Here is a 26,246-nt window from a genome sequence, read left to right as displayed (position 1 = left end):
AGGGGGAGAGAACCGATGAGCACACAGATGCAGCAGCTCTACCAGCAGGTCATCCTCGACCAGTCGCGGGCACGCATCGGCAACACCGAACTGCTCCGCGACGCCGCAGAGTCACCGCACGGTTATTCGCACCAGGTGAACCCCACCTGCGGTGATGAGATCGAGCTCGAGACCGAACTGCGTGAGGACGGCACGATCGCGGTGCGGTGGGCCGGTGACGGCTGTTCGATCTCGATGGCCTCGGCCTCGGTGCTCTCCGAACTGGCTGCCGATTCGTCCGTCGCACAGATGCTCGAGATCGAAGGAGCGTTCCACGAACTCATGCATTCTCGTGGGACAATGGAAGCGGATGAGTCGATACTCGGCGACGCGGCGGCGTTCACCGGAGTGTCGAAGTTCCCGGCCAGGATCAAATGCGCTCTCCTGGCGTGGGTGGCGTTCAAGGACGCACTCAACCAATCACAAGCAGCTCGTGAGGAGAAACACAATGCCTGAAGTCATTGACGCACCGCAGAATGCGAGCGTCGACGAAGTGCGCGAAGCGATGATGGACGTCGTCGATCCCGAGCTCGGTGTCAACATCGTCGATCTCGGACTCGTGTACGGACTCTCGGTCGAAGACGACGGCACCGCCGTGATCGAGATGACCCTGACCTCGGCGGCTTGCCCGCTGACCGACGTCATCGAAGATCAGACCGCACAGTCGCTCGAAGGAATCGTGCCGGCCTACCGGATCAACTGGGTCTGGATGCCGCCATGGGGCCCGGAGAAGATCACCGAGGACGGCCGAGAACAGATGCGTGCCCTCGGCTTCAACATCTGAGTAGTAAGGAAAGGCCCCCTGACCTGTATTATCGCAGGTCAGGGGGTGTTTCTTAGGTCCAGTCTTTTGCCTTCATAGGACTCCTTTCCGGCCCTCCAGATCGCTTCGTTATAGCTCCCAGGCCGAGGCCTCATTGTTGCGTTGGCGCAGCGAAATTTGTCGATTTTCTGTCCACTGTGCGGGGTTTTGTGCGTGTTTTGGCCATTCCCGGCGGTGATTGGGGATATATGGGGTGCTGGAAGGTGACCGTAGGGCCTTTACCAGGAAGATCACGGTGCGAGTATCTGGGTTCGTAAGGGTGCCTGAGGGTGATCACGGGTACTGAACGCATCAGTATCAGAGTGTTCTGGATGCCACTGTCGAAACCTTGACTTTGGTTTGACTGAGGTTGTGCCATTAGACGTTATTCACACGATCTCTCCATTGATGAGTCGCCCTCAACTCGGGATGGCAACGAGCCCGCAGTCAGAGCAAGATCATCCGTTTGGTGAACTTTCGAGTAAGAGTTCTGCGATATCAGGAGTTTCTGCGGGATAGCAGCAACTTTGGTCGTCGCAGGTGAGGAGTTCACTTAGCTATCGGGGGCTGTCTTTAGCTGTCAGTGAAAGTGCGGGATAGATGCGGGGTTTCGTTTCAGTCTGCACGTTGTCTACGGAAAAGCTTCAGTCCGCAGTTATGTAGCCCTCAAATTCGCTTGTGCGTTCTATTGTGTGTCTAGGCCCATCTCGACTCCATAACGAACTACAGGCGCAAGGTTGCTCCGCTGAGGCGGCCAGCGTTCGGCCAGTAGTATGCGAATGTGTTTGAAAATCTCATGAGTGCTGCGTGCGTTCGAACATTAACCTGCATGTGCGACACTAGGAATAAAGCGGTAGATAACGACAGCCAAGGGAGTAATAGTGAGTATCGCTCCGAACGATTTGCGAGCAACAGCCCCTATTCTTACCTTCCGCGAAGCTTCCCAGCTGATCGGCATGGACAGTCCCGAGAAGCTGAGATCTTGGACCCGCCAATCGGGTTCCAGGCCCCCATTGGTACATTCCCACAAGGCGCGCCGAAGGGGTTGGCCGACATTGCCGTTGGTTGGTCTCGCAGAAGGATTCTCTCTCAACGCCTTGCGCGAGATGGGTATGTCTATGCAGCAGGCGAGCATCGCGGCCCGCTACATCAAGGAAGAAAGTGGCGACCAGTTCGCTATGGCAAATCCACAGTTCGTGACCGATGGGACCGACGCATTCGTGCAAACGGGAGACGAACTGATGCGCATCCGCGATCGTCAAGGAGCGTTCAAGGAAGTATTGAAAGACCACCTTGCTCCCCTCATCTTTGGTTCGGATGGTTATGTGGAGCAGTTTGTCGTAGCCGAGTCGCCCAGAATCATTGTCGACCCGCGATACAACGGCGGTCGCCCCAGCTTTGCCAATACGATGGTGCCAGTGTTTCCGATTCTCGGTGCACTTCAGGCCGGCGACTCACGAGATTCGGTAGCATCCGACTTCGACCTCGACTTGGAGTTGGTCAGCTATGTCGATGAGCACAGAGGGCGATTTGCGCTTATCGCGTAGGACCCCGCTCCTTCTCGACCGGTGTATTTCTCCACCGATGGCCGAAGGTTTGCGGAAGTTCGGTTACACCGTCATTCCAATGCGCGATCATTACGGACAGCGCGATGCTCAGTTCGTCAGCGACGTCGAATGGATTCGGGATGCACATGAAAACGGCTGGGCAGTGCTGACCGCAAATCCTAAGATTCTTTCGACTCCCCATGAGATTGACCTCATCGAAGAGCTCGGAGTGAGAGTATTCTGTCTGGCCAGCGCACAGCACAATCGAGAAACTCGTGGCTTAGTTGTAGGGCGTCACCTTCTGACAATACAGCGACGATGGGTTCGAAATGGCCCAGTGTTCTGGCGGCTGGATCCGGCCCGTATCACGAAAGATATCGGATAGCATAGTCATGCTCGTGAGGCCAGTGTCCCGCTTCGGAAATATAACGCGTAATGGAAATTCAGGTGGGCGTTGTACAACGGCGCTTTTCCGACCTTGTTTCGCTGATTCCGTCGCTTGCCCGGTCGGTGCTGTTATTTCAGCCAGATCGAACATTGCGTCCGGCTTCGAAAGCTCGCCATCCTCACATGTCTCCTGAGTTGCTTCACTTTAGTGTCCCCACCCCGGGCCCGTAGTTTTCGACCTGGCTGACGAGCTCGGCAACAGCTGGCGGGATATCAGGGAGGAACACGAGTTCGTGCCCTTCGATCTCGCCCACAAACTCACGCAATGGCCGCAAGGTAGCGATGATCCCTTTCAATGAAAGTCCCGCCGCCTCCTGCATAAATCGGGCGACCGCCAACTCCGTGAACACGACCGTTAAGCACGCCTCGATCGCATCCTCGGTGCGGTGAAAGATCGGGCGGGCACTCAGATTGGTCTTCGACATCCGAAAAGACTGCTCGACATGCCACAGCTCGTGATAGGAACCCACGACTTCGCGGGCTGTCATCGTCTTGGCCTCGATGTTGGTGACGTAGCCCTTCCACCCGGACAGACCCGCTGCTTTGTCAGAACTGGGCTCGTCGAAGATCTTCGTCAACCCCTTGGTCTTCACGCACCGTGCCGCTTTCGGATTCGGGTCCCCCTCGATGATGCGCATCGCCCTGTCGCGCTGCAGGTTCAGCGTTTCCCTGTAGCGGAGTGCCCGTTACGTCGGTACTGTCGCACCGCCCGCTATACTTTGGGACTAATGCAATAGTGCTGACGATTGCGACTGCCAAACCGCCAACGCTGCCGAGCCACGCTGGAATTACGGCTCCCCAGAAGTTGAGAGCAGTCATACGGCGAATATACCGGGGCTTGCCTTTAGGAGGGCATCCGGAAGTGTCTTGAGATCGTGGGGTAGGCAGAAGACGGTAAAGGATCGCCACGCCTACTCGTAGGCCTTGCGTGTGTTGGCTGTCAAGATGTGCATTTCGTGTCCAGGCAAGATCGCCTCGAGCTCTGCCAACTCGTCCCCGACCCCAGGGGATAGGACAGCCTCGGGGACCGCCGCTGCTGCCAAACGGGGTGCGGGCCTTCATGCCACCAGTATTCACGACCTACCTGCATCTCTGCGCGCGGTCTGTGCTAATGGCGCTTCTCACCGTATGGAAGTGAGCCACCGTCGCGTGAGCCGCATGGTGCTTCTTGACATCGAGCTGTCGAGCCTTCTGCTGTAGATCTCTGTCCTCTAAATAAGACGAAAACCAGTGAAGAGCCAACGCCCTGCAGCACTATGGTGAATTGCTCGCCGGTGTCTCTATCGGCAGTAAGCTGATGAGAACTCGAAATTGGATCGTTGGCGAGCCTGCCTCTGACCGTCCAGGTGGCAAATTGATTTGAGTATCCATGACGGATCGATTCGCATTGATTGTTCAAGTTCCGAACGATAGATTGTGCACGTGGTTTCAACGAATGGCAGCGATCGTAAAAAGACCTCCGGGTTCAGACAGCATAATGAACAGAGGGTGGTTGATGTTCTGCGTCTTTCCGGGCCCTCTTCGCAGGCGGGTCTGGCTAGGGCAACGGGGCTTTCTCCTGCCACGATCACGAGTATCGTCAGGTCTCTGACGTCCGATGGTCGGGTTGGGTCACGATCAGTCAACGGGCGCGAGACCCTGGTCTCGCTCACCGCGGGGTCGGGACGACTGGTGTCGATCAGTGTGCGGCCGGAGTCCGTAAGCGGTGCCCTATTCGACCTTGAACGCGAATTTCGTGTGGATGCGTCCAGTACTGATGTTGGTGTCGAGATGCCGAGCAGTCCCGAAGTCGTAGCGCAAGTGGTCGAGGAGCTAGCGAGGCGAGCTGACCTCTCTACCTACGATCTCACTGAAGTGGCTACTGCAGTGCAGGGGCCGATCTCGCGAGAGACGGGGGCAGTAGCATCATGGGCGGGAACACACATGCCGAGTTGGCGTAATATCGTTATTCGTGCCGAATTGGAGCAGCGCTTGGATCTGCCTGTTTTCGTGGACAACGACGCGAACCTCGCTGCGATTGCAGAGTGGACCTGGGGAGCGGGTCGTGGAGCCTCGAACCTCTTCTATCTCATGTGCTCGGATCATGTGGGAGGAGCGTTCCTCCACAATGGGGAAGTTTTCTCCGGCGCAGACGGATTGGCGGGAGAGATCGGGCACATGGTTGTTGACCATACGGGTCCGGTCTGCGAGTGCGGAAGCCGTGGATGTCTGACGATGTACGCTTCGCAACACGCTCTTCTCACTGGACTTCGTCGCCACGCCGCCTTCGTCTCCACGAGAGAGGTGATTGACGCTGCTGAGTCCGGTGATCTGGCCGCCCGTGGTGCCCTCTTTGAAGTTGGACGGCTGCTTGGTCGTGCTTTTGCCAACGTTGGTAAGCTCACCGCGCCAAACGTGATGGTACTCGGAGGAGACCTCGGCAGGGCGGGTCGACTGGTCCTGGAGAGTCTTGATGCATCGCTTGAGATCACGAGCCTGAGAGCGGTTTCGCCATCGATACAACTAAGGCCCGCTGGCATCACTGACGGCGCGGTGATCCTCGGCGGGGTGGCGGCATTGCTCAGGCGCTCCGGAGGCGACCTCAGTGAGCTGCCTCTGTGGATGGAGTTCGGATCGACCACGAACTCGTCCGATGAGTAATTGTCTGCGCTGTTGACATAATTCAATTTAAAGGTAAAACTTCGGCAGATCAGTTTCCTGATGGAATGTTCAGATAGTAAACAGTCGAAGGATCTCAACGATGAGACACAGGCCTCAGCCCGGACGAACGCCCACCACACCACTGCCGGTATCGGCCCGACGCGGATCCGATACTGCGGTATCCGTTCGACTCGTCATCATGATGATGCTCGAGTTCTTCGTGCCAGGCACGTTCGTCGCAACGATGGGATTGGTCCTCGCGACTTACGACATGGGAAGCATCATCGGTGCGTCTTACACGTTGGCTGCCGTGGCCGCGATTGTCTCACCGATGTTCCTCGGCGCTCTTGGCGATCGTTTCCTGCAAACTCAGAATGTTCTGGGACTGTCGCATATAGCGGGCGGCCTTGTCCTTTTGGCGTTACCCGCGGCGGTCCACGCCGATAAGGCACTTGTTGTTCTCTTGCTCATCTTTGTCTACAAGATCTTCTATCAGCCCACGGTAGGACTGGCGAACTCGATCGCACTGCGTCATCTGGGCGAGGGCAGGCGGTTCTTTCCCTATATCCGTGTCTTCGGCACGTTGGGGTGGGTCATCGCCGGACTCACGATCGGTTGGATGGGCTTGTCAGCCTCCGTAGCGGCCTTCACCGTCACCGCAATCGGTAGCTTTATCATGGGCCTGTATTCGTTCACATTGCCCAAGACACGGCCCGAAGGTAAGGGGGCTGGCGTGGCGTGGGGCGATCTTATCGGCGCGAAGGCATTCGTCTTGTTGAAAGATCGCAGTTTCCGCACCTTTATGCTCTGCGCAGTGCTGACTGCGATCTCATTGGGAACTTACAACTCGTATGCCTCACCGTTCCTCGGTGCGATCGGCATCGAAAACGTCGCCGGAGTGCTTGCGATCGGCCAAATCTCTGAGATCGTCTTCATTCTCACCATTCCCTTCGCTATTAAGAAGATGGGTATGAAGGGCGCTCTGTTGCTTGGCATGTTCACCTGGGGCGCACGATTCCTTCTCCTCGGCCTTGCCGCGGACCACGAGGCGTGGATCGCCGTTGTCGCCGTGGGCTTGCATGGAATCTGCAACGACTTCTTTGTCATTGTCGGGTCGATGTATATCGATCGGGTTGCGCCGGCCGAGCTTCAAGCACAAGGGCAAAGCATGCTGATCCTCGTCATCCAAGGAATCGGAGCTTCTATCGGTTCTCTTGTGGCAGGAACGGTGTACAACATGACCGTCAACGCGGCTGAGAATCCGTCACCGCAGGACTGGTGGCCGATCTGGGCCTTCCCGATGATCGCCGCGCTGATCACTGCATTTCTGTGGATCAGATACTTCCGAGACCCCGACCGGTACTCAAATGTGAGGCCCGGAGACTTTACGAATACACGCGCTGCAACTGGGGATGGAACCGCTCCTTCGGCCTGATTCTTGCCAGACCACGAGCTGAAACAACAGCGAAAACCAATAGTCGTAGGGACCCTTCAAACCCTCTTCAAACACTCATCACGAGACAGCATTGGGAGACAAAATGACCGAGACCCACCGCGGTGAAGACGACGACGTCTCCACTCGAGAAGCCCGATTCGGCAGCAACAGGCAAAAGACAGCAGGTGTAGAATCGACCACCGACCAAGAGCGCATCTTTCGTTCCGACCGGAACGTGTTCGTCAGGCTCACAGCGATGATGCTGCTGCAGTTCATCGTCTTCGGCTCCTGGTTCGCCACGTTTGGCCTCGTCCTCGCGACGAATGGCCTCGCTGACATCATCGGAGCTGCCTACTCACTCGCTGCTGTCGCCGCGATTGTGTCGCCAATGTTTCTCGGTGCCATTGCCGACCGGTTCATGGCCTCGCAGAAAGCACTTGGACTCGCCCATCTCGGTGGTGGCTTCGTGATGCTGTTCCTGCCGGCGGTCGTGACCACTGCGAATGGAGCACTGGCCCTCGGCGCGATATTCATTTACATGCTCTTCTTCCAGCCGACCTTGGGAATGGCCAATTCGATCGCATTCCGCCACCTCGGTGAAAACAAACGCCTGTTTCCCTATATTCGGGTCTTCGGCACACTCGGGTGGGTAATCGGCGGCTTGACCGTCGGTTGGATGGGGTTGTCCGCATCAACAGGACTCTTCTACGTCACAGCGATCGCCAGTTTCGTCTACGCCGCCTACTCTTTCACACTGCCGGCCACGCCCGCACCAGCCAAAGGCGTCCGGTTCTCCTTCGGCGACGTCGTCGGCGCTGACGCCTTCCGTCTCCTCAAGCACCGTAATTTCGCTATTCTCATGATCTGCGCACTCTTCACATCGATCGCCCTCGGTGTCTACAACACCTACGCGTCGCCCTTCCTCGGGGCCATGGGCATCGGCAACGTCGCTGGTGCACTTGCGATCGGCCAAGCCACCGAAGTCGCCTTCATCATCACGATCCCCTGGGTGGTCCGTCACATCGGCATGAAATGGGCACTGTTCGCGGGAATGGTGATGTGGGGTGTCCGCTTCGCAGTGTTCATCACCGCCGGAGGGCTCGACAACGGGTGGCTCGTCATCATCGCGATCGCGCTCCAAGGAATCTGCAATGACTTCTTCCTCGTCCTCGCGGCAATGTACATCGGCAGTGTCGCCCCCGTACAGTACTCGGCGCAGGCCCAGAGCATGCTCATCCTCGTTGTCTCCGGCTTCGGCCAACTGATCGGCTCAGTTCTCGCCGGCTGGGTCTACGCCGGAACGGTCGGGGCGAATCCGACCGCCACTGCCGCAGACTGGTGGCCGGTATTCACCATCCCAATCATCTCGGGGGTCATCACAGGCATTATCTGGGCCGTCGGCTTCCGCTACTCCCGTTCCGAGACGCTGACTCCCTATCCGATTCCCGATGCGAAGACCGCAGCGGCGGCCTCGTGACTATTCCTAGGGCACACTCCACACCCACGCCTAGACGCGAGAAAGCCGGAAATATCCACGAGTGGACCGCCTACCGCTCACAGCGCCTCGGTCTCAGAGAGCTCCGAGGACCGACCGAACCGTACTGAAACGATCCCACTTCAGTACAGAACTACAAGGCACCACTCGGAACAGGAACACAATGAGCAACGACATCTCCACCAAGCACTTCGACGCGATCGTCGTCGGATCCGGACCAGCCGGGAGCACCGCGGCCAAGGAACTCACTGAAAGGGGCCTCGAAGTTCTCCTGCTCGAGGCCGGCCGCGACATCACCGAAGACGATTTCGTCCCCGGACCACCCGCTCCGCCCGCGGCGATGAGCATCGACCTGAGAGGCAGAGCTCGTGCCTTTCTCCGCGGCCAGTACGTCCAGGCCCGCCGCGCGATGTACCAGCCTCAGAAGGACCCGTTCCTGGTCAATGACTTCAAACAGCCCTACTCGACGTCGGGCGAGAGTTTCCTGTGGATCAGGGGCCAGCAGCTCGGCGGCCGTTTCCACTCCTATGGGCGGATGCTCCTACGCGCGTCAGACCACGAGTTCAAAGGTCGTACACGGACCGGTCGCGGGCTCGATTGGCCGATCTCCTACGCCGATCTCGCGCCATACTATGACCGAATCGAAGAATTTCTCGGTCTCTATGGCAACTCCGATGGACTGGACAATCTGCCCGACGGCAAATATCGCGGCCCATCCCTTCTTACCGCTGCGGAAGAAGAATTCCAACAGACCGTGGCCGGCCGATGGCCGGACCGAAAAGTCATCGGATGGCGGTACGCTGCCCCCAACCTCCATCGTGTGCCCCTCGGAATCATCGCCGCTCGTGACACCGGACGACTCACTGAACGGATGAATTCCGTGGTCAGTCGCGTCACGATCGACCGGAGAACAGGTCGAGCCGACGGCGTCGAGTTTGTCGACCGAATCACGAAGCTGAATCACACGGCGCGTGCAGACGTCGTTGTCTCGTGCGCCTCGACGATCGAATCCATCCGCCTACTCCTCAACTCGGCGAACGACCAACATCCTGACGGCCTCGCCAACTCCTCCGGAGTCCTCGGGAAATACTTCATGGACCAGACACCAAGTCTGCTCTTCGGGGACGACCCGAAGCGCAAAGGATATGAAACGCTCGACCCCGCTCCACCAGATCCCTACTATCCTCCTGTCGGAGGTGTCTACATACCGCAGTTCGACAACATCGACCGCGTCTCGAATCCGAACTTCCAGCACGGTTGGGCGATGCAAGGCACGATTGGTCGTATCCCTGTGCCTGACGGACATGGAGGAACAGTCGGACTGATGGGCTTCGGCGAGATCGAGCCTTTGCACCAGAACCGCGTCAGTGTCAGTAGGCGGCGAAAGGATCATTGGGGCATTCCGATTCCGCGCATCCGTCTTGGAATCACCGAAAACGAACGCAACCTCATGACAGCACAAGTGGCCGGTCTCAAAGAAATGGCGCAGGCAAGCGGCTACCGGATCAACTTCGCGGGCTCCGCTCTCGGCTTGGATTCGAAAAAGGTGTGGCCCGACGCCGATCCGATCAGCCGAGCTCTGTTCGTTCTCGCATTCAAAAAGAGTGTGTCGATGGGGGCGGCCATTCACGAATGCGGTGGAGCCCGTATGGGTTCAGACCCTCAGAGTTCCGTGCTCAACGAGTTCAATCAGGCGTGGGACGTACCGAATCTATTCGTCACAGACGGTAGTGCCTACGTCACCAATGGTGCCGTAGGCCCGACCCTGACAATCATGGCTATGACCGCTCGGACCTGCAAATACATTGCCGACCAACATTTCAACGGCGGACTGCATCAGAAAGGGGCATCCCGTGTTTGATAATCTCCTCATCCGTCCGAACAGTCTCCGAAACGAGGAGCGCGACGGAGACGTGATCGGCTTCACGCTCGCTGTGCGAATTGCAAACTATCGAGGCGTCTACCTCTCACTCCACAATGGCTACTTCCTCGAAGTCGATGGAATCCGATATCCAAATGACGTCCAGACTTTCGAAATCAATGGAAAGCCCCCGCGAACCTACCAGCAACTGGAAAAGGCTGTCTGGGAGCACTGGGACTACGACGACGAGGCGATTCTCCACGTCGCCGTGCCCGGCGGTCTCGCGCCGGGGGAGCACATCATCCGGTTTCAACAGTCCGTGCTCGCTGCATACGGCTATCTACCGACTGACGAGGAATGGGTGAACGCTCCGCCCGAGCCGGGTACAGGCGCGGGATCGGATAAGACACTGCACATCGTGACCTACCGAATTCCCCTGACCGACGAGGTGAACGCCTGATGCCCATCAAACGTGGAGTCTCGCTCTACAGCTATCAACAGACTCAATTTCTCAAGCAACTCGACCTGGAGGGCCAGATTCGAGAAGTAGGAACGAATCTCTACGGTGCCGAAGGCATCGAAATGATCGACGAGATGTCCTTACGCTATCCCGACCCCGGTGAACAGTTCGTCGACCAGTGGTTCCAATGGATGGACCGCTACGGCACAACACCGGTGGCGATGGATGTCAGCATGGACGTGCTTCAATTCCGCGACCATGTGATGACATTTCGTGAGGCCGCTGACCGGCTCATCCACGACATCCGATTGGCTAAACGACTCGGATTCTCGATCGTGCGCACACTGTCCGTCGTACCTATCGAAATCATCGCTATGGCGCTGCCGGTTGCTGAAGAGCTCGACATCAAGCTCGGCAAAGAGATTCACCAGCCGATGCGCCTCGAAGGTGAAGAAGTACAGGAGATTCTCGAACTGGCCGAACACACGGGAAGCAGCCACATCGGAATTGTCCCTGACTTCGGTATATTCCAGTTCCGGCTCTCGGAGGCACAGCTCCAACAGTTCGGACGACGAGGTGCCCAACCGGCGGCACTCGAGTCCTCGGTCGAACTCGCGTTGGCGATCCGGGACGGACAGGTCCCCTTCGAGCTCGAGCCCATTCATAGCCGCACTGCTGGGAACATCCGAGTCGAATTCTCCCAGTACCTCACAAGCGGGGAAACGCCCCCGGACGTCTCCGAACTTTTCAGAGCGGTAGAAGAGTGGACGAATAGGCATGTCGAATCGCCTGAGACGATCGACTTCACCGTTGTTGCCGAGGCCCTGTTGTTCTCCCACACGTCTGTGCAGCGCCTGCGCGACCTCATTCCACACATCACGCACATCCACGGCAAATTCAATCACATGTCGGAGGTTGCCGGGTCTCCGGGAAACTTCGAAGAACCAGCAATCGACTACCCCGCAGCGATTCAGGCGCTCAAGGACGGCGGATTCGACGGCTACATCAACACCGAGTACGAAGGCCAGCGTTATTGGCAGGACTTGCCCGTCTCCGGTCTTCAAAATGAAGTGGAGCAGGTGCGTTGCCATCAGGACATGCTGCGACGACTGATCGAATCATGACGAAAGACGATGACACCCGTCTCATCGCGTGGGCAGGATGCTACGCCGACGGCCCCGCAGAAGGACCAGGCGGAATCGTCGTGCTCAGCGTCAACCGCGATGGCACTGACCTTCGCATGAACGGTCGGACTGATTGCCCGGAACAGGCCGGATACCTCGTATACTCACCGTCGCGTTCGACCCTCTATGCAGTGGACGAGCGGAAAAACGACGGGCGCGGGCCGACAGGACCTGCGGCATCCGTTTATGCGTTTTCAATCGACCAGACCAACGGGACTCTCACCGAACTCAACCGACAGATCTCTCCGGGGCCATTTCCCACGTACCTGTCTATCCATGAAGAAGGCGCAAAGCTCGTCAGCGCCAATCATGGCAGCTTCGACCACGTCGAGCACGTCGTGAAGACCGCGGAAGGGTGGACCACAGAATTTCGCTATGACGACTCCACCGTGGTGCTCTACGACATCGACAGAATCGGACGAATAGATGGCATCTCTGATGTGAGGGTTTTTGCCGATGGAGGTGTCGACCCAAATTCGTCGCGGCAAGCCAGCGGACACGGTCAGGCGAGTGGGCACGCCCATTGCGCCGTCATTGACCCGACAGGGAAATTCGTTGTCGTGTGCGACAAGGCCGCCGATCGGATCACAACCTTCGGACTGAGTGAGACGTTCAAAGAGATATCACATCTGCAGCTGCCGCCTGAAACAGGGCCCCGCCACCTCGTATTCAGCCCTGGAGGAAAACATGCTTGGGCGACGTGCGAGTTCTCCTCAACTGTCGTCTCACTCAGCTTCGACGCCTCGAGCGGCGAGTTCGGGCTGCTGGGCGAGGTGGTCGCCACGGCGGCGGACGGTCCCCAGGGTAATGAGCCGGCGGATATTCGATGCCACCCGAACGGCCGTATCCTCTACGTGAATAACCGAGGTGAGGACACGTTGGCCTGGTTCGATATCGGTAGCAGAGGGCAACTCGTCCGCGCCGGGGCCACCAAGTTGGCAACGTCCGACCACCCAGGAGTTGCCGCTCGCAGCTTCGCTCTTTCACCGGGTGGAGAGATCCTGTTGCTCGCTGACCGACCGGCGAACTTGATTCGATCGTACCGAATCGACGCAGACTCTGGGGCCGTCGAACAGGTGGATGCATTTCCCGTAGCTGATCCGGCGTTCGTGACTGTCGCGAACCTCGGGCAATGATGGAAAGGAAGAGAATGCAGAACATGTACTCTGACGGTCAGGATCGCCCGCGGGTTGCGTTTGTCGGCACCGGAATGATCGCAACCGCGCACCTGCGCGCCGCCCGCCATGCTCGGGCGTCCATTCTTGGGGTCCTCGCGTCCCGGCCCGAGCGCTCACAGCGAGCGGCCCAGGAGTGGAGGCTGCCGGAAGGATACCCAGATCTGGCGGCTCTGATCTCTGATCGACCTGATGTTGTTCACATCTGCTCACCGAACGACACACATGCGCCGTATGCTGAAGAACTCATCAACGCCGGGATCAACGTCGTTGTCGAAAAGCCGATTGCGACGACGACGTCTGATGCACTCCGTATCGCCCGAGCAGCACAAGAGAACCACGTTCTCGCAACAGTGCCATATGTCTACCGTTATCACCCTCTGGTGAGAGAGATCCGCGCTCGTCGAATTGCTGGAGAGTTCGGCGATGTCGCTCTCGTGCATGGCTCCTACCTGCAGGATTGGATGATGTCACCAAACGTGGGCTCATGGCGCGTCAGTTCCAAGACGGGCGGTTCGTCCCGTGCATTCGCCGACATCGGCACCCACTGGTGTGATCTTGCCGAATTCGTCTCCGGGGAGACATTCACCGAGGTGATGGCGTCCACAAACATCATTCACCCCACTCGCCCCATCGCATCAGGCACCTCGTTCGCGCGCCACTTGACCCACGGGGAGAACATATCCAGGTCGAGACCGAAGACACGGCGATCGTCACTTTCCGAACGGCGAGAGGTATTACGGCCAATGTCGTCGTTTCCCAAGTGTCACCGGGACGGAAGAACCGACTATGGATCGAAATCGACGGTGTCGACGGTTCGGCGGTGTTCGATCAAGAGACCCCTGAGTCGATCTGGCTTGGCAGTGAACACGGCTCGATGACACTACACAGAGGGGAGGGCCAAGTCAGTCGCGATCAGCATCGTCTCAACTGCACCCCGCCTGGTCACTCCCAGGGGTGGACTGATGCGTTCGACGCCTTCGTCGTTGATACCTATGCTGCTGTGCGGGGGAAGGAACACAGCGGCCTGCCGACGGTCGATGACGGAGTGCGTTCTGTTCGTCTCGTCGAAGCAGTTCTTAAGTCAGCCGAAACAGGAGAATGGACCACAGTATGAATGACGCGGTCAGTGATGACAGCCTCAAGTCGGATAGCGTGGCCTCGAGCCATCCCATCACCCTGTTCACAGGTCAGTGGGCAGACCTGCCCTTTGAAGAAGTGGCACGTCTGGCCGCCTCGTGGGGTTACGACGGTTTGGAGATCGCTGCCAGCGGTGATCATCTTGACCTGGAAAGGGCTGACGAAGACGAAGCATACCTACAGTCGCGCCGTGAGATTCTCGATCGGCACGGGTTACAGGTATTCGCAATTTCGAACCATCTCACAGGGCAGGCTGTCTGCGACGATCCGATCGATTTCCGGCACAAGGCGATCGTACGACGCTCCACATGGGGCGATGGCGACCCTGAAGGAGTCAGGCAGCGGGCCGCCGAAGATATGAAACGTGCTGCGCGAGTTGCGCGCCGACTCGACGTCGGCACCGTCGTCGGATTCACCGGGTCAAAGATCTGGCAGTATGTGGCGATGTTCCCGCCGGTGGATCAATCGGTGATTGAGGGTGGTTTCGAGGACTTCGCTACTCGGTGGAACCCCATTCTCGATGTCTTTGACCGTGAAGGAGTGCGCTTCGCGCTGGAGGTGCACCCGAGCGAGATCGCCTATGACTACTGGTCCAGTGTACGGGCGCTCGACGCAGTGGAGCACCGAGAAGCTTTCGGTTTCAATTGGGACCCCTCACACATGCTGTGGCAGAACGTCGACCCTGTCGGGTTTATCACCGATTTCGCAGATCGGATCTACCATGTCGATTGCAAGGACACGCGCCTTCGCCCTGCCAACGGCCGTGCTGGAATACTCGGTTCGCACCTTCCGTGGGGTGACCCGCACCGACCCTGGGACTTCGTCTCGGCCGGACATGGCGATGTGCCGTGGGAAGACGTGTTTCGGGCTCTCAGGGCGATCGGCTATACAGGTCCTATCTCGATTGAGTGGGAGGACGCCGGGATGGATCGTCTGTACGGCGCTGAGGAAGCGGTGCGTTACATCCGCTCGCTGCTGTGGCCCAAGCCGACTGCATCTTTCGACAGCGCCTTTTCCAACCAGTGACGCGTTTCGCAATGCACGCCAACTATCTTGCAGCGGACTTCAAGGGCGTCCAGGAAGTGGGAGAAACAGCGGTCGACGTGGCAACGGTGTGATCGTCCTGGACGATCATGCAACTCGTCTGCACAACTGAACAGCGCGCACTTGCTGGGTCTGAAGTGCTTCTTCACCCAACCAAGTGCGCGCTGTCAGCTGGTGATGTGTGATGGTCTGATCGTCACACAGGACACCGGGGAACTATCAGCTGAAGACGATAGTGTGATTGCCGTGTCTGACCACCCGATCTTCCACGTGAGCCTGCACAGCTCGTGAGAGCACGGCGCGTTCGACGTAGGCACCACGTTTCTGTAGGTCCTTGTGATCGAATGTGTGATTGACCGAGGCCACATCCTGTTCGATGATCGGCCCGGCATCGAGCTCGGGAGTGACATAGTGAGCAGTCGCCCCGATGAGCTTGACCCCCCGTTCCCACGCCTTGCGGTATGGCGCGGCACCGATGAATGCCGGTAAGAACGAGTGATGGATATTGACGATCGGTACCTTGACCGCGTCGAGGAAGTCACCCGAGAGGATCTGCATATAGCGGGCGAGAACCAGGAAGTCGGCCTGACCTTCGATGAGTTCGAGGATTGTGGCCTCTGCCTCTGATTTGTCCGGGCCCGCCGCTGGCACATGGTGGAAGGGGATGCCGAAGAAGCTCACTTCTTCTTCGACATCGCGGTGGTTTGAGATCACCATGGGGATCTCGACATTGAGCTCTCCGCGCTCATGTCGCCACAGCAGTTCAAGGAGACAGTGGTCGGATTTCGAAGCGAAGACGATCATCCGCTTGGGGATCGTCTGGTCGACCAGCTGCCATGTGAGGCCGAGCTGTGGCAGTGTCGCCGCCAGGTCGGCTTCGAGGAGGGGCCGTGTCTCGACCAGATCCTCCATCTCGATTTCGAGTCTTTGGTAGAAGGTCGAGTCTTCGCCCTTGCTGGAGAATTGATCACTTTTGACGATATTGCCGTCATGACGAGTCACGATTGTGCTGACGGCCGAGACGATGCCCTTACGCTCAGGTCCGGAAACGATGAGGCAGGCTCGGTCGCGTTCCTTTGAATGATGGTCTGGCTACTGTCGGGAGACATCGGTATCCGACTCTCCTTTGCGCATTGATGGATTCGCTTCGCGGCCACCGTCTGCCAGGTATTCTTTTGCCCACTGCGCGGTGGCCTCGAGGCCACCGAACGTGTAGAAATGGATTCGCACGTCGCCGAAGTCGTGACCAGCGAAGTCCTCGGCGGCACGTTCGATGAAGGTAGCCGGGGTGGAACGGCCGAGAAGGTTGGTGACAGAGGCTCCATATTTCTTGAGCAGAGCTGCATTCGCAGAGATTCCAAGTCTGCGTGCGAATCCGAGGAGGCGTTTGACTCCTGCTGGACCTGGTGCTCCGACTCGAATCGGAACGTCGATTCCGCGGTCTCGGACGGCTTGGACCCAGTTCGCGACTGCCGTCGAATCGAAAGATACCTGGGTGGTAATCGAAGCCGCGATGCCTGCACGCTCCAAAGCAGACAGCTTCTGCTCCAGCGCGTTCCACAGCGTGACTTCGTCGATGTCTGGGTGGCCCTCCGGGTATCCGGTGATCCCGACCTCCTTGACTCCGAATTCTTCGAGCAATCCGGTTCGGATCACGGAGAAGGCATCGGAGAACGGTCCCACAGGTTTGGTCGGGTCGCCGCCGACGATGAAGAGCCGCTCGACAGCGCCGACAGCGGCTAGGCGTTCGAGATAGTCGCGAAGCTCTTCTTCGCCGGTGAGACGCCGAGCCGAGATGTGCGGTACTGCATCAAATCCTGCTCCGACTATCGCCTGCGCTGCTTCGATGCGCATCTCGGTGGTCTCATTGCCGAGATAGGTGAGGTTGACAGTCGTCCCGGCGGGAATTGACGCCGCAGCTGCGCCGAGAGCGTCGATGTCCTTGGCCGTCATCTCAAGGGAGAAAGCCGACAGCAATTCTCGAGAATCGATGGTCGTCTGTGTCATCATCTCAGTTCTTCCGGTAGTTTTCGCGGGCGAATGATGAGTACGGTGCCGGCTGAACGACGGCCTTGATGCTGACCTGCCGGTGGTGCTCCACTGCAGGCTTGGTCGACACTGGTGACTCGCCCCACAAGAGTTCGACTTCGGTACCTGGCGCTGCGTATTCCTTGTCGATGCTGGCCAGTGAGATGAACGCCTGTTCGTTCGTGATGTAGCCGGCGTCATGAGAGATGCCGACGGTCTTTCCTTTGACCTGGATTGCGTCGACCTGGAAGAGACCGTAACGCGCCTTGGGGAACTCGATGTACTTGGCGGGGACTCCAGCTTCATAAAGCGTCTGCTGCGTGGCCGCAAGGTCCTGGGGGTCCCAGACCAACGTCACCTTTTCGCGGTTGTCGCGAGTGGCGATGTCCTCGAGAGCCTCGCGCCCGATGAAGTCGTGGTCAAACTTCACTGTGCGTCCGTAGCCGATGTCGTAGGGCGTGTTGTAGTAGTCTTCGATGTCCTCAGAGGCAAAACTGCCTGCGAGGGATCCCATACGCTCGGCGGGAAGCCACTCGAGGTAGTCGGCCATTCGATGTCCTGTGAAGATCGCCGGCGTCGGCGACGGCACCCACGCTGATTCGAGGTTTGCCGTGGAGTAGGCTTTGGCTCCAGCACGAACGAGATCGAACTTCTCTCCCTTGGCGAGGAACTCTGCTCGAACATCGTCTCCCTCCTGCCACGGGCCGAAGAGCTCGAACCCGGGCTGTCCGGCCATCCCATGACGCAGCGAGCGGACAGTGTGCCCTGCGATTTCGAGGTCGGCCATGCCGAAGAACTTGGTGTCGGGAACCGGGCCCCCGATGACATCTTCCAGGAGCGCCAAAGCGTTGGGGCCCTGGATCTCGTAGCGGTAGAGGACCGGGTCGCCTGATTCGCGCATGATCGAGTTGCTGTCGCGTTCGAACGTCACATCATAGCCACCGGTTTCAGCGATGTACTGGACCCAGTCGATGACCATGTACCAGCCGACGAGGTCAAAGGAGTCCTCCTCAAGGTAGAAGAGCACGGCATCGCCGATGAGATAGCCCTCGTAGTTGACGGCCACGAACTGTTTGGCCTTGCCCGGAGTGAACTTCGCGAAACTGTTGACGCCGGTGTCGGTCAGCAGTTTGAGTGCATCGGGGCCCTTGATGAACAGATCGGTCATATGGTGCGACTGGTCGAGGAAAGCGACCGATTCACGCCATGACCTCTGTTCTGAGCGCCAGTTCGTGAACTCGGGGGTGACCGGGAAGATTGCTGGCCGCGCCTGGGCATTCCGCAAGGCAGGGATGACACCGCCGGCGGCTGAGATGGCTTGGGCTGCAGAATACGTCATGGTAGCTCCTTCACTACGTTTCTTGATGAACGCAAGCAACACTACTTAATTGAGGCACCTGATAGAATTAGTAATACTAATTCGACCGTGAATGATTCTGCAGAGGTGGAGCCAATGACAACGATCGATCTCAACCTGATCAAGGTCTTTGTCAACGTGTACGAGAGTCGCAGCCTGACATCGGCGGCTCAAGAACTGTTCGTCACACAATCGGCGATCAGTCAGTCGCTGGGGCGTTTGCGAAAGCACTTCGGGGATCCACTGTTCGAACGTGTCGGGAGAAGAATGGAGCCCACGCCGGTGGCGCAAGATGCCTATCCTGAATTGCGTGCGGCAGTGGATAGCATCGACACCGCTCTGGGGAGAGTGCATCGCTTCGATCCGAGTACCTCGGACAAGATCTTCCGGATCGCGTTATCGGAGCTGGGAGAGGTCGGATGGATGGGCAATATTCTTGCCGAGGTGAGAGGAACTGCACCGTCGATTCGAATCGAATCGATCTCCCTCGACCAGACGCAGTTTGTCGATTGGCTCGAGCGAGGATACGTCGATGTGGCGGTGGCACCTGCCGATCTGTCAGGTGGATTCGTGAGAACTCGAGTCAAAGATCAGTCCTATGCCGCTGTGGTGTCGAAACAGACTTTGGGGGCAGACTCGCTGACCTTGGAGCGCTTTTCTGAGTTACCGCGGATCGCGGTCACTGGCGATTCCGCATCTGAGCTTCTCAAGACAGCCGAGCGTCACGCCGACGTCTACCGTCAACCGGCCGCGACCGTCGAGAGATTCGCCGCGTTGCCGAGTCTTCTGCGGTCGAATCCCGGACATGTCGCCATCATCCCGCGTCCGATCGCAGAAGGGTGGGCACACGTGTGGGACCTCGAAGTGCGCGAATTGCCCTTCGAGGTCCCACCAGTGCGTCTGCACGTATGCCGTCGAAGCACGTCGCAGAGCCAAGACGCGCTCGACTGGTTCTACCGAACAGTCATCCGTGCAGTAGTGACCACTCCGGCCGATTTCGGATCAATGCACGTAGAGAGCTGAGTCCCCGGGGTAGCAAGAGTCATCCGTGCCACTCAACCATGGAGAGAACCTGCTGTGCATGTACCGTACAAATTGGGCGAACCGCAGCAGTTCCTATGACTGCGGCGTGTACGGGCGACCTTCCATTGCAGCACGATCAATCTCTTCCTGGTCAGCGACATAGGGAGTGCCGTGGGTATGGAAGGTGGGCACGGTCTTCATTCCCCAGGCCTGTCCCTTTGCCCGCTCGGCTTCACTCCACTCGACGACGGGCCAGTCCGGGTCGAGGATGAGGCGGGCTCCAGCGTTGGCGAACTCGATGCGATTGCCACCCGGCTCCCAGACGTAGAGGAAGAAGGTCTGATTGATGGCGTGTTTATAGGGACCGTACTCGATGAAGATCCCATTCTCGAGGAAGATATCGGCTGCTTTGAGAATGTCCTCGCGCGTATCGGGGGAGAAAGCAAGGTGGTGGAATCGTCCGCGTTCTTTTGTCCAATCGTTGGAATAGACGACGTCGTAGGACTTCTGTTGGAACCGGTACCACCATGCTCCATAGCCACCGTCATCGAGGGCGACGCGTTCGGACTCGCGCGCCATCATGACATCTCGCCAGAACTCGCCCGAGGCGGTGACGTCGGCTGCGAGGTAGTTGATGTGGTCGAGACGCCGAGCATTGACTCCGTGGCCGGGGAACTTCGCAGCCTGATTCTTCAATGCCGGCTGGTCAGCTCCGGAGGGCTCGTAGCGTTCAGTGTCGTAGTAGATGGCCATGAGGTGACCATCGGGATCTTCGAACTCGTAGGAAGCACCCACGCCTACTTCGGGTTGTTTCCACCCGTGTCCAAGCCCGGTTGTTTCGATCGCAGCGACTCTGCGCTCGAGAGCCTCTTGACTGGAGGCTCTGTAGAGTGTGCGTCCGACGCCATTGGTGTGCGAGGCGGTGAGTTTGATGGTGTAGAGCTCGTATTCGTCCCAGCACCGAAGATAGGCGGAGTCACCGATTCGGGCGACCTCTTTCATCGCGAGCAGATCGGTAAAGAAGCTTAGGCTCTCGTCGAATACCGGAGTGAAGAGTTCAACCGCGCTGAGATGGGACACGTCGAAATTTTCGTAGTTTGTCATGGTGAAGCCTTTCGTAGTCAGTCGAGGTAGGTCAGGCCGGCGTCTGCCAGCGGCTGCCGCATTCCGTACAGGTCGAGTCCGAGGACTCCTTTGTCGAACTCAGCGCGCTTCTGCGCTTCGTTGTCTTCGCGTTTCTGTGCGGCATCGGCCACATCGGACACGCGCTCCTGGGGCACGACGACGACTCCGTCGTGGTCAGCGACGATGACATCGCCCGGGTGAATAAGCGCGTTCGCGCAGACCACAGGGACGTTGACGGAGCCGAGCGTCGCTTTGACGGTGCCTTTGGCGCTGATGGCTCGGGAGAAGACGGGAAAGTCCATCTCTTCGAGTTCGGTGGTGTCGCGGCAGCCGCCATCGATGACGAGACCGTTGGCTCCGCGGGAGCGCAGCGAGCTGGCGAGCAATTCACCGAAGAAGCCGTCCTCGGATTCGGTTGTGCAGGCAGCAACGACGACGTCGCCAGGTTGGACCTGTTCTGCCGCAACGTGAAGCATCCAATTGTCGCCCGGTTGCAGGAGCACGGTAATCGCGGGCCCGCACAGAGAAGCACTCGGATAGATCGGGCGGATGTAGGGGCGCATGAGGCCCACCCGTCCGAGCGCTTCGTGAACGGTTGCAACGCCGAACGATCGAAGTCTGGCGACCTCAGTTGGTTCGGGTCGAGGGATGGAGGTGTGGACTATGCCGAGATCGAACATTCTGCCTTCTTTCGTATGAGGTGGTTGGGAATGTCGTGGTGGACTCGAACGAGAGTCAGAGGCCCTGTTTGTGAAGAAGCTCGTCGAGGCGAGGGTAGACCCGGCGGACATTGGCCTCGAAGATTGAGGCACGTTCGTTCTCATTGATGTCAGCGGCATCGAGATAACGGACAGTGTCGTCAAAGTAGTGGCCTGTTTCTGGGTCGATTGTGCGCACCGCGCCGATCATCTCCGACGCGAACAGAATGTTCTTCGTCGGAATTGCGGTGAGGAGTTCGTCGATTCCGGGCTGGTGGTAGACGCAGGTGTCGAAGTAGAGGTTTCCCAACAGGTGCGTGTCCAATTCTGGTTTGTTCAATGCAGCGGCCAGACCGCGAAAGCGACCCCAGTGGTACGGTGCAGCGCCGCCGCCGTGGGGAATGACGAGGTTGAGCTCGGGATAGCGTTCGAACAGGTCACCTTCGATGAGCTGCATCACCGCAGTGGTATCGGCGTTGAGATAGTGGGCTCCAGTGGTGTGGAACGCTGGGTTGACTGATGTCGAAACATGTATCATACCCGGCAGTTGGTGCTCGATCATGGCCTCGTAGATGGGGAACCAGGAAGAGTCGGTTAGCGGGGGAGAGGTCCAGTACCCGCCCGAGGGATCGGGGTTGATGTTGACAGCCACCGCGTTATTATCCAGTGCACTGCGTCTGATTTCGTCAACGCAGGTGGCCGGGTCGAATCCGGGGGACTGGGGGAGCATCGCTGCCGCAGCGAACCTGTGCGGGTAGAGGCCGGCAACACGTGCGCAGAGATTGTTGCAAACTCGTGCCCACTGAGCGGAAACGCTGAAGTCTCCGACATGATGTGCCATGAACGAGGCACGCGGCGAGAAGACTGTGAGGTCGATTCCGCGTTCATTCATGAGGCGCAGCTGGTTGGATTCCAGGGACTCACGGATCTCATCATCACTGATGGTGGGCCCAGTACCTGGCAGTTCGAGACCTGCGTTGAACGCAGTGAGCTGTGCTTCGCGCCAATGGCCCAGCGCGCCTGGAGCTGTCGTGTAGTGTCCGTGGCAGTCGATGATCACGCTTGCATTCCTTCCGTTGGAGTGTGGGTATTGCCCTCGTGCGAGTCGTCGGACACCGAGGCGTTGCCCGTCCACAGACTGCGGGGAACGTAGACTGAGCCGGCCATGAGGGTTCGGGCGGTGCGTGTGAGTCCCGAGCGGATGACGGTCTCGCCGTCGAGGCGAAGGTCGACAGGAAAGCCGCCGCTGGGATGGTCGATCAGTAACGTGCGTTCATCACCGGTGCCTGGTTGCGAGACTGCAGCGGCGACGGTCCCTTCCATGCACGCGGCAGTGGCGATGGTGAGTGCGGCGAGAACGCCGACGGACCTGTGGACTGTATGCGGGATGAAGCTACGGGTGTTCAGCGCTGAGCCAGTCCTAGGCTCGGAGACGAGCGTCATCTTCGGATAGCTCTTGTCCGTGACGTTGCCCAAGCCCATGAGTCTTCCGGCCTCGAGACGGAGGTTTTCAATGCTCTCCCTTAGACGGGTGTTAGCCTCAAGGACTTCAGGCGTTTCTGTACCTTTCAGGCCTAAGTCGGTGGCTCGGATAATGACGACGGGTTGGCCGTTATCGATCATCGTGGCGTCGACGGCGGTCCCATCGGGAAGTCGCAGTTCGTCGCGTCTGTTGCCTGTCGGCAAGAGTTGTGGAGCGATCGACCCCGCTGTGTCACGGAAGAGGATGGACACTGGGCTGCCAGTGCCATTGACTCCGTCTATTGCGGTTTCTCCAGCGTATTCGATGACGCGATGCCCGTCGGGCAGCACGGGGGTGTGCACGGTGATCTCGGCCACGAGGCCGGTGTTCAACGTTCTCACCGTGACAGTTGTCAATTCTTCCACCGGGCAGATGAGGCCGATTTCTATAGCGAAGGGCACGACGGCGGCGAGCATGTTTCCGCAGTTCGCGAGTGTCTGCACTTCAGTGCTCTCCGGTTGAAGTTGGGCGAATGTGAAATCAAGGTCGATACCGACGGCGTCAGAGACGGAGACGATGCCGGCCTTGCTGGTGAGAGGATGCCCGCCGCCGAGACCATCGACTTGCAGAGGGTGTGGGCTTCCCATGACCGCGCTGAGCACTTGGTCGCGCTGTCCGGTGTCAGCGGGCAGATCTGACGCCTGGAAGAACGCGCCCCGTGAGGTCCCGCCGCGCATGAACAACGCGGGCAAGGCAGTCTGTGAACTCGAGACGCTTGGACCCGCAGGCGGTGGGGAGTTGGAATCATGCATCGTTGCAAACCTTTCGACAGCCGGACACTTCGAGTATAGATGTTAACAATATTGTGCTCAATCTGAGGTTGCATCGCGAATTCCGAGGTATGTCGGTACGCTGAACGAGACCGAATCAGTTGGCTAACGGAGCAGATGAACATGTCAGATTCACCCGCGATTGCTGATCCGAGTGCCCTTCGCCCTTCGCGCAGAGCCGAAACGATGCCCGCGGCCCATCTGAGTGACCGGCTGCGAGAGAAGATCATGTCCGGGGACCTCGTGCCGAACCAGCGATTGATCGAAGCTGATCTCGCCGAAGAATTTGGTTCTTCGCGCGGAAACGTGCGCATTGCTCTGGCTGACTTGAGCGCTGAGGGGCTTGTGGAGAAGGTGGCCAATCGCGGAGCCAGGGTCCGGGCCATTTCGCTCGAGGAGGCGATCGAGATCACCGAGGTGCGGGGAGCGCTCGAATCGTTGTGCGCTCGACGAGCGGCTGAGAAAGTGGATTCTGATCAGGTTGAACTGCTCAGAAGTATCGGTCGGCGTATGGCTGAAGCGGTCGTTGACGGAGACCGGGAGGCCTATTCTGTGTGTAATAGTGAACTGCACTCCCTGGTCATCGATATCAGCGGGCAGCGTACTGCCGCTGAGACGATCAGGCGTCTCCGGGGGCAGGCGGTGCGGTTTCAATACAAACTGGCTCAGCAGCCTGGCCGCCCGGCAGAGTCTCTCCCTCAGCATCTTGCCATCATCGAAAGTGTGTGCGCGCACGATCCCAATGCGGCAGCGGCTGCGATGCAGGCTCATATCAGTAGCGTGGGTCGTTCGATTGAGGCAATCGAGGCGGCAAAGTAGGCGACTTCGGTGCGCTTATCGGGCTCGTTGAAAAAGCTAATCAGTCGGACTCTCCCATTCTCGTGTTAATGAAATTGTTGACAATGTGAGTCTGATGCTGGTTCACTCTTAGTTGTCGGTTCATGCCGACTCACTCTCAACGACGAGCTCGAACTGAGGAGCCCACATGGTCTCTGCACAACCCACACAAACCGCGACGAGTAGGCGTGGAGTCATGATCGTCATGGTCCTGTCGTGGCTGGCGGTCTTCTTCGACGGCATCGACACCTTCATGTACGGCGCGACTATTCCGTCTATGACGTCCGACGTAAGTTTTGGGATGACTGATCTCCACGCTGGCAACATCGGCTCCTATGCCACCTTCGGCATGCTCATCGGTGCTCTTTTTGCTGGAATGATGACCGACGGAATAGGGCGACGACGCGGCATCATCGTTTGCACGATTATTTTCTCAGTGGCATCAGCTGGATGTGCCCTCGCTCCCTCTGCCACCTCCTTCGGCATCTTTCGTACGATTGCCGGCGTTGGCCTGGGCGGTCTCTTGCCGACAGCGATCGCGATGGTGTCCGAATTCGCCACCGACAAGCGTCGAAACCTGTCCATCGGCATTCTGATGACAGCACACCAGTTCGGCGGCATCGTTGCTGGCCTGTTGGGAATCTCTCTGCTGCAATCAGCAGGATGGCGCTCGATGTACTGGGTCGGCGTCATTCCTCTGGTGCTGCTCGTGCCGTTGATCTGGGCATTCCTACCTGAGTCGCTGAGCTTCCTCGTCGCCAAAGGGAGAATGGAGAAGGCCCAAGCAACAGCGCGGAAGCTCGGCATGGTCGTACCTGCACTCACAGGCGACAGCTCCGCGCCCAGAGATTCGTTCATGCGGAATCTCGGTCGTCTCTTTCAGCGTCGGAACGGTCTCATTACGCTACTCTTCTGGGCGGCTTCTTTCGGCGGTCTCCTTCTCGTCTATGGGGTGAGCACATGGCTGCCGAAGCTGATGGCGGCCGAGGGCTATGAGCTCGGCTCCTCGCTGTCGTTCCTCATCGTGATCAACCTCGGTGGTGTCTTCGGGCTGTTGGTCGCCGGCCGAACGTCGGACAAGCTGGGGCCTGTCAAGGTCGCGATGCTGTGGTTCATGGTCACTGCTGTCGCCGTGTGCCTCCTCAGCGTCAAAATGCCGATTGTCATCACCTACCTGGTTGTCTTCATCGCAGGGTTCTTCCTTTTCAGTGCCCAGACCATGGTCTACGCCGCAGTCGCTCATGTCTTCCCCACGAGGACTCGAGCATCGGCCATCGGATGGACGACTGGAATGGGTCGGTTCGGCGCGGTGTTCGGCCCGTGGATGGGCGGACAGCTGATGGCACTCGGGCTGCACGATTGGGGTTTTGCGGCGTTTGCAGCTTTCGCCGTGTCATCGATGATCATGCTTCTGCTCGTCCTGGTGGTAACGAGGACCAGCCGCGGCCGTGCAGTCGACTACTCCGTGCGTCAGCACGATTCCCTGACAGCCATCGGAGACGGTGGGCAATCCATCTAGCGGCGGCATTCTGAGCTGGAGAACTGAGATCAATGGTGTTCCGCCAACAGTCAGCTTCGTTCGACATCGACAGCGACGACGCCTCAGCTCTACTTGGG

General features: G+C 58.5%; 22 protein-coding genes and 4 pseudogenes. 18 read left to right on the top strand and 8 right to left on the bottom strand.

Features of this window, described 5'->3' with window-relative positions; all coding sequences use genetic code 11:
* Positions 1–15: 15 nt before the first annotated feature.
* The 4 genes from sufU to AC2W7L_RS04490 all read left to right on the top strand — a co-directional run bounded on the left by sufU (position 16) and on the right by AC2W7L_RS04490 (position 2,773).
* Entirely contained in the window at positions 16–495 is a 480-nt protein-coding gene (sufU, locus tag AC2W7L_RS04505) for a Fe-S cluster assembly sulfur transfer protein SufU (RefSeq protein WP_167196408.1), read from the top strand.
* Positions 488–823, top strand: coding sequence for a metal-sulfur cluster assembly factor (locus AC2W7L_RS04500; RefSeq protein WP_025778421.1), 336 nt, complete (start codon positions 488–490; stop codon positions 821–823). The genes sufU and AC2W7L_RS04500 overlap by 8 nt, the downstream gene beginning before the upstream one ends.
* An 899-nt stretch (positions 824–1,722) precedes the next feature.
* Positions 1,723–2,388: a DUF433 domain-containing protein gene (locus AC2W7L_RS04495; protein WP_486003443.1), complete on the top strand. Its 666-nt coding sequence runs from the start codon at positions 1,723–1,725 to the stop codon at positions 2,386–2,388.
* Positions 2,348–2,773 (top strand): PIN-like domain-containing protein, encoded by a 426-nt coding sequence (locus AC2W7L_RS04490; protein WP_486003442.1) that lies wholly within the window; start codon positions 2,348–2,350, stop codon positions 2,771–2,773. Before AC2W7L_RS04495 ends, AC2W7L_RS04490 begins: the two co-directional genes overlap by 41 nt.
* Before the next feature lie 202 nt (positions 2,774–2,975).
* On the opposite strand, the pseudogene AC2W7L_RS04485 reads toward AC2W7L_RS04490, so the two are convergent.
* A pseudogene (locus AC2W7L_RS04485) lies at positions 2,976–3,547 on the bottom strand (IS1634 family transposase); the annotation flags it as partial.
* Between the two features lie 704 nt (positions 3,548–4,251).
* On the opposite strand from AC2W7L_RS04485, the gene AC2W7L_RS04480 reads away from it, so the two are divergent.
* From AC2W7L_RS04480 to AC2W7L_RS04430, 11 genes and pseudogenes are all read left to right on the top strand, one after another.
* A complete protein-coding gene (locus AC2W7L_RS04480; protein ID WP_486003441.1) occupies positions 4,252–5,475 on the top strand; it encodes an ROK family transcriptional regulator in 1,224 nt (407 codons plus the stop codon).
* A 100-nt stretch (positions 5,476–5,575) separates the two neighbouring features.
* Positions 5,576–6,910 (top strand): MFS transporter, encoded by a 1,335-nt coding sequence (locus tag AC2W7L_RS04475; RefSeq protein WP_486003440.1) that lies wholly within the window; start codon positions 5,576–5,578, stop codon positions 6,908–6,910.
* A 103-nt stretch (positions 6,911–7,013) separates the two neighbouring features.
* Positions 7,014–8,387 carry an MFS transporter gene (locus AC2W7L_RS04470; RefSeq protein WP_486003439.1) on the top strand — a complete coding sequence of 458 codons (1,374 nt, stop codon included), beginning with the start codon at positions 7,014–7,016 and terminating at the stop codon, positions 8,385–8,387.
* A 181-nt stretch (positions 8,388–8,568) separates the two neighbouring features.
* Positions 8,569–8,688, top strand: a pseudogene (locus AC2W7L_RS04465) (NAD(P)-binding protein); the annotation flags it as partial.
* Between the two features lie 57 nt (positions 8,689–8,745).
* On the top strand, positions 8,746–10,266 hold the full coding sequence (locus AC2W7L_RS04460; protein ID WP_486003489.1) for a GMC oxidoreductase: 1,521 nt from the start codon (positions 8,746–8,748) through the stop codon (positions 10,264–10,266).
* Positions 10,259–10,726, top strand: a complete 468-nt coding sequence (locus AC2W7L_RS04455) for a C-glycoside deglycosidase beta subunit domain-containing protein (protein ID WP_486003438.1) — start codon at positions 10,259–10,261, stop codon at positions 10,724–10,726. Before AC2W7L_RS04460 ends, AC2W7L_RS04455 begins: the two co-directional genes overlap by 8 nt.
* On the top strand, positions 10,726–11,850 hold the full coding sequence (locus AC2W7L_RS04450) for a TIM barrel protein (RefSeq protein ID WP_486003437.1): 1,125 nt from the start codon (positions 10,726–10,728) through the stop codon (positions 11,848–11,850). The genes AC2W7L_RS04455 and AC2W7L_RS04450 overlap by 1 nt, the downstream gene beginning before the upstream one ends.
* The gene (locus AC2W7L_RS04445) at positions 11,847–13,046 is read left to right on the top strand and encodes a lactonase family protein (protein ID WP_486003436.1); all 1,200 of its coding nucleotides are present in this window, start codon (positions 11,847–11,849) and stop codon (positions 13,044–13,046) included. Before AC2W7L_RS04450 ends, AC2W7L_RS04445 begins: the two co-directional genes overlap by 4 nt.
* Positions 13,043–13,651 (top strand): annotated as a pseudogene (locus AC2W7L_RS04440) (Gfo/Idh/MocA family protein); the annotation flags it as partial. The gene AC2W7L_RS04445 and the pseudogene AC2W7L_RS04440, both read left to right, overlap by 4 nt.
* A complete protein-coding gene (locus AC2W7L_RS04435; protein ID WP_486003488.1) occupies positions 13,651–14,202 on the top strand; it encodes a Gfo/Idh/MocA family oxidoreductase in 552 nt (183 codons plus the stop codon). The pseudogene AC2W7L_RS04440 and the gene AC2W7L_RS04435, both read left to right, overlap by 1 nt.
* Complete coding sequence (locus tag AC2W7L_RS04430; RefSeq protein WP_486003435.1) at positions 14,199–15,251, top strand: sugar phosphate isomerase/epimerase family protein; 1,053 nt, start codon at positions 14,199–14,201, stop codon at positions 15,249–15,251. The genes AC2W7L_RS04435 and AC2W7L_RS04430 overlap by 4 nt, the downstream gene beginning before the upstream one ends.
* Before the next feature lie 237 nt (positions 15,252–15,488).
* Here the strand turns inward: AC2W7L_RS04430 and purU are convergent.
* The 3 genes and pseudogenes from purU to AC2W7L_RS04415 all read right to left on the bottom strand — a co-directional run.
* Positions 15,489–16,331, bottom strand: a pseudogene (purU, locus tag AC2W7L_RS04425) (formyltetrahydrofolate deformylase); the annotation flags it as partial.
* Between the two features lie 30 nt (positions 16,332–16,361).
* Positions 16,362–17,276 (bottom strand): methylenetetrahydrofolate reductase, encoded by a 915-nt coding sequence (locus tag AC2W7L_RS04420; RefSeq protein ID WP_486003434.1) that lies wholly within the window; start codon positions 17,274–17,276, stop codon positions 16,362–16,364.
* Positions 17,277–17,280: 4 nt separating this feature from the next.
* Entirely contained in the window at positions 17,281–18,636 is a 1,356-nt protein-coding gene (locus tag AC2W7L_RS04415) for an aminomethyl transferase family protein (RefSeq protein ID WP_486003433.1), read from the bottom strand.
* A 114-nt stretch (positions 18,637–18,750) separates the two neighbouring features.
* Here AC2W7L_RS04415 and AC2W7L_RS04410 point away from each other — a divergent pair, with 114 nt between their 5' ends.
* Entirely contained in the window at positions 18,751–19,677 is a 927-nt protein-coding gene (locus tag AC2W7L_RS04410) for a LysR family transcriptional regulator (protein ID WP_486003432.1), read from the top strand.
* A 93-nt stretch (positions 19,678–19,770) separates the two neighbouring features.
* Here the strand turns inward: AC2W7L_RS04410 and AC2W7L_RS04405 are convergent, their stop codons facing one another.
* From AC2W7L_RS04405 to AC2W7L_RS04390, 4 genes are read right to left on the bottom strand one after another with little or no spacing between them, the layout of a single operon-like run.
* The gene (locus AC2W7L_RS04405) at positions 19,771–20,781 is read right to left on the bottom strand and encodes a VOC family protein (RefSeq protein ID WP_486003431.1); all 1,011 of its coding nucleotides are present in this window, start codon (positions 20,779–20,781) and stop codon (positions 19,771–19,773) included.
* A gap of 17 nt (positions 20,782–20,798) precedes the next feature.
* Positions 20,799–21,482: a 4-carboxy-4-hydroxy-2-oxoadipate aldolase/oxaloacetate decarboxylase gene (gene ligK / locus AC2W7L_RS04400; RefSeq protein ID WP_486003430.1), complete on the bottom strand. Its 684-nt coding sequence runs from the start codon at positions 21,480–21,482 to the stop codon at positions 20,799–20,801.
* Positions 21,483–21,537: 55 nt separating this feature from the next.
* Positions 21,538–22,560, bottom strand: coding sequence for an amidohydrolase family protein (locus tag AC2W7L_RS04395; RefSeq protein WP_486003429.1), 1,023 nt, complete (start codon positions 22,558–22,560; stop codon positions 21,538–21,540).
* A complete protein-coding gene (locus AC2W7L_RS04390; protein WP_486003428.1) occupies positions 22,557–23,774 on the bottom strand; it encodes a 4-oxalomesaconate tautomerase in 1,218 nt (405 codons plus the stop codon). Before AC2W7L_RS04390 ends, AC2W7L_RS04395 begins: the two co-directional genes overlap by 4 nt.
* A 135-nt stretch (positions 23,775–23,909) precedes the next feature.
* On the opposite strand from AC2W7L_RS04390, the gene AC2W7L_RS04385 reads away from it, so the two are divergent.
* Positions 23,910–24,611: a GntR family transcriptional regulator gene (locus AC2W7L_RS04385; protein ID WP_486003427.1), complete on the top strand. Its 702-nt coding sequence runs from the start codon at positions 23,910–23,912 to the stop codon at positions 24,609–24,611.
* A gap of 214 nt (positions 24,612–24,825) precedes the next feature.
* Positions 24,826–26,148, top strand: a complete 1,323-nt coding sequence (locus AC2W7L_RS04380) for an MFS transporter (protein WP_486003426.1) — start codon at positions 24,826–24,828, stop codon at positions 26,146–26,148.
* The last annotated feature ends 98 nt before the right edge of the window (positions 26,149–26,246 follow it).

The organism is Brevibacterium sp. LAARM3_SD1, from assembly GCF_057364765.1.
The sequence above is the reverse complement of the archived record's forward strand: the minus strand, read 5'-3'. Positions and strand labels throughout refer to the sequence as shown.

Coding starts and splice junctions, on each gene's coding strand:
- AC2W7L_RS04500 (WP_025778421.1), top strand. CDS start 488: ATGCCTGAAGTCATTGACGCACCGCAGAATGCGAGCGTCGACGAAGTG.
- AC2W7L_RS04450 (WP_486003437.1), top strand. CDS start 10,726: ATGCCCATCAAACGTGGAGTCTCGCTCTACAGCTATCAACAGACTCAA.
- AC2W7L_RS04475 (WP_486003440.1), top strand. CDS start 5,576: ATGAGACACAGGCCTCAGCCCGGACGAACGCCCACCACACCACTGCCG.
- AC2W7L_RS04420 (WP_486003434.1), bottom strand. CDS start 17,276: ATGACACAGACGACCATCGATTCTCGAGAATTGCTGTCGGCTTTCTCC.
- AC2W7L_RS04410 (WP_486003432.1), top strand. CDS start 18,751: ATGACAACGATCGATCTCAACCTGATCAAGGTCTTTGTCAACGTGTAC.
- AC2W7L_RS04470 (WP_486003439.1), top strand. CDS start 7,014: ATGACCGAGACCCACCGCGGTGAAGACGACGACGTCTCCACTCGAGAA.
- AC2W7L_RS04380 (WP_486003426.1), top strand. CDS start 24,826: ATGATCGTCATGGTCCTGTCGTGGCTGGCGGTCTTCTTCGACGGCATC.
- AC2W7L_RS04385 (WP_486003427.1), top strand. CDS start 23,910: ATGAACATGTCAGATTCACCCGCGATTGCTGATCCGAGTGCCCTTCGC.
- AC2W7L_RS04460 (WP_486003489.1), top strand. CDS start 8,746: ATGAGCATCGACCTGAGAGGCAGAGCTCGTGCCTTTCTCCGCGGCCAG.
- AC2W7L_RS04405 (WP_486003431.1), bottom strand. CDS start 20,781: ATGACAAACTACGAAAATTTCGACGTGTCCCATCTCAGCGCGGTTGAA.
- AC2W7L_RS04390 (WP_486003428.1), bottom strand. CDS start 23,774: ATGCATGATTCCAACTCCCCACCGCCTGCGGGTCCAAGCGTCTCGAGT.
- ligK (WP_486003430.1), bottom strand. CDS start 21,482: ATGTTCGATCTCGGCATAGTCCACACCTCCATCCCTCGACCCGAACCA.
- AC2W7L_RS04430 (WP_486003435.1), top strand. CDS start 14,199: ATGAATGACGCGGTCAGTGATGACAGCCTCAAGTCGGATAGCGTGGCC.
- AC2W7L_RS04445 (WP_486003436.1), top strand. CDS start 11,847: ATGACGAAAGACGATGACACCCGTCTCATCGCGTGGGCAGGATGCTAC.
- sufU (WP_167196408.1), top strand. CDS start 16: ATGAGCACACAGATGCAGCAGCTCTACCAGCAGGTCATCCTCGACCAG.
- AC2W7L_RS04490 (WP_486003442.1), top strand. CDS start 2,348: ATGTCGATGAGCACAGAGGGCGATTTGCGCTTATCGCGTAGGACCCCG.
- AC2W7L_RS04415 (WP_486003433.1), bottom strand. CDS start 18,636: ATGACGTATTCTGCAGCCCAAGCCATCTCAGCCGCCGGCGGTGTCATC.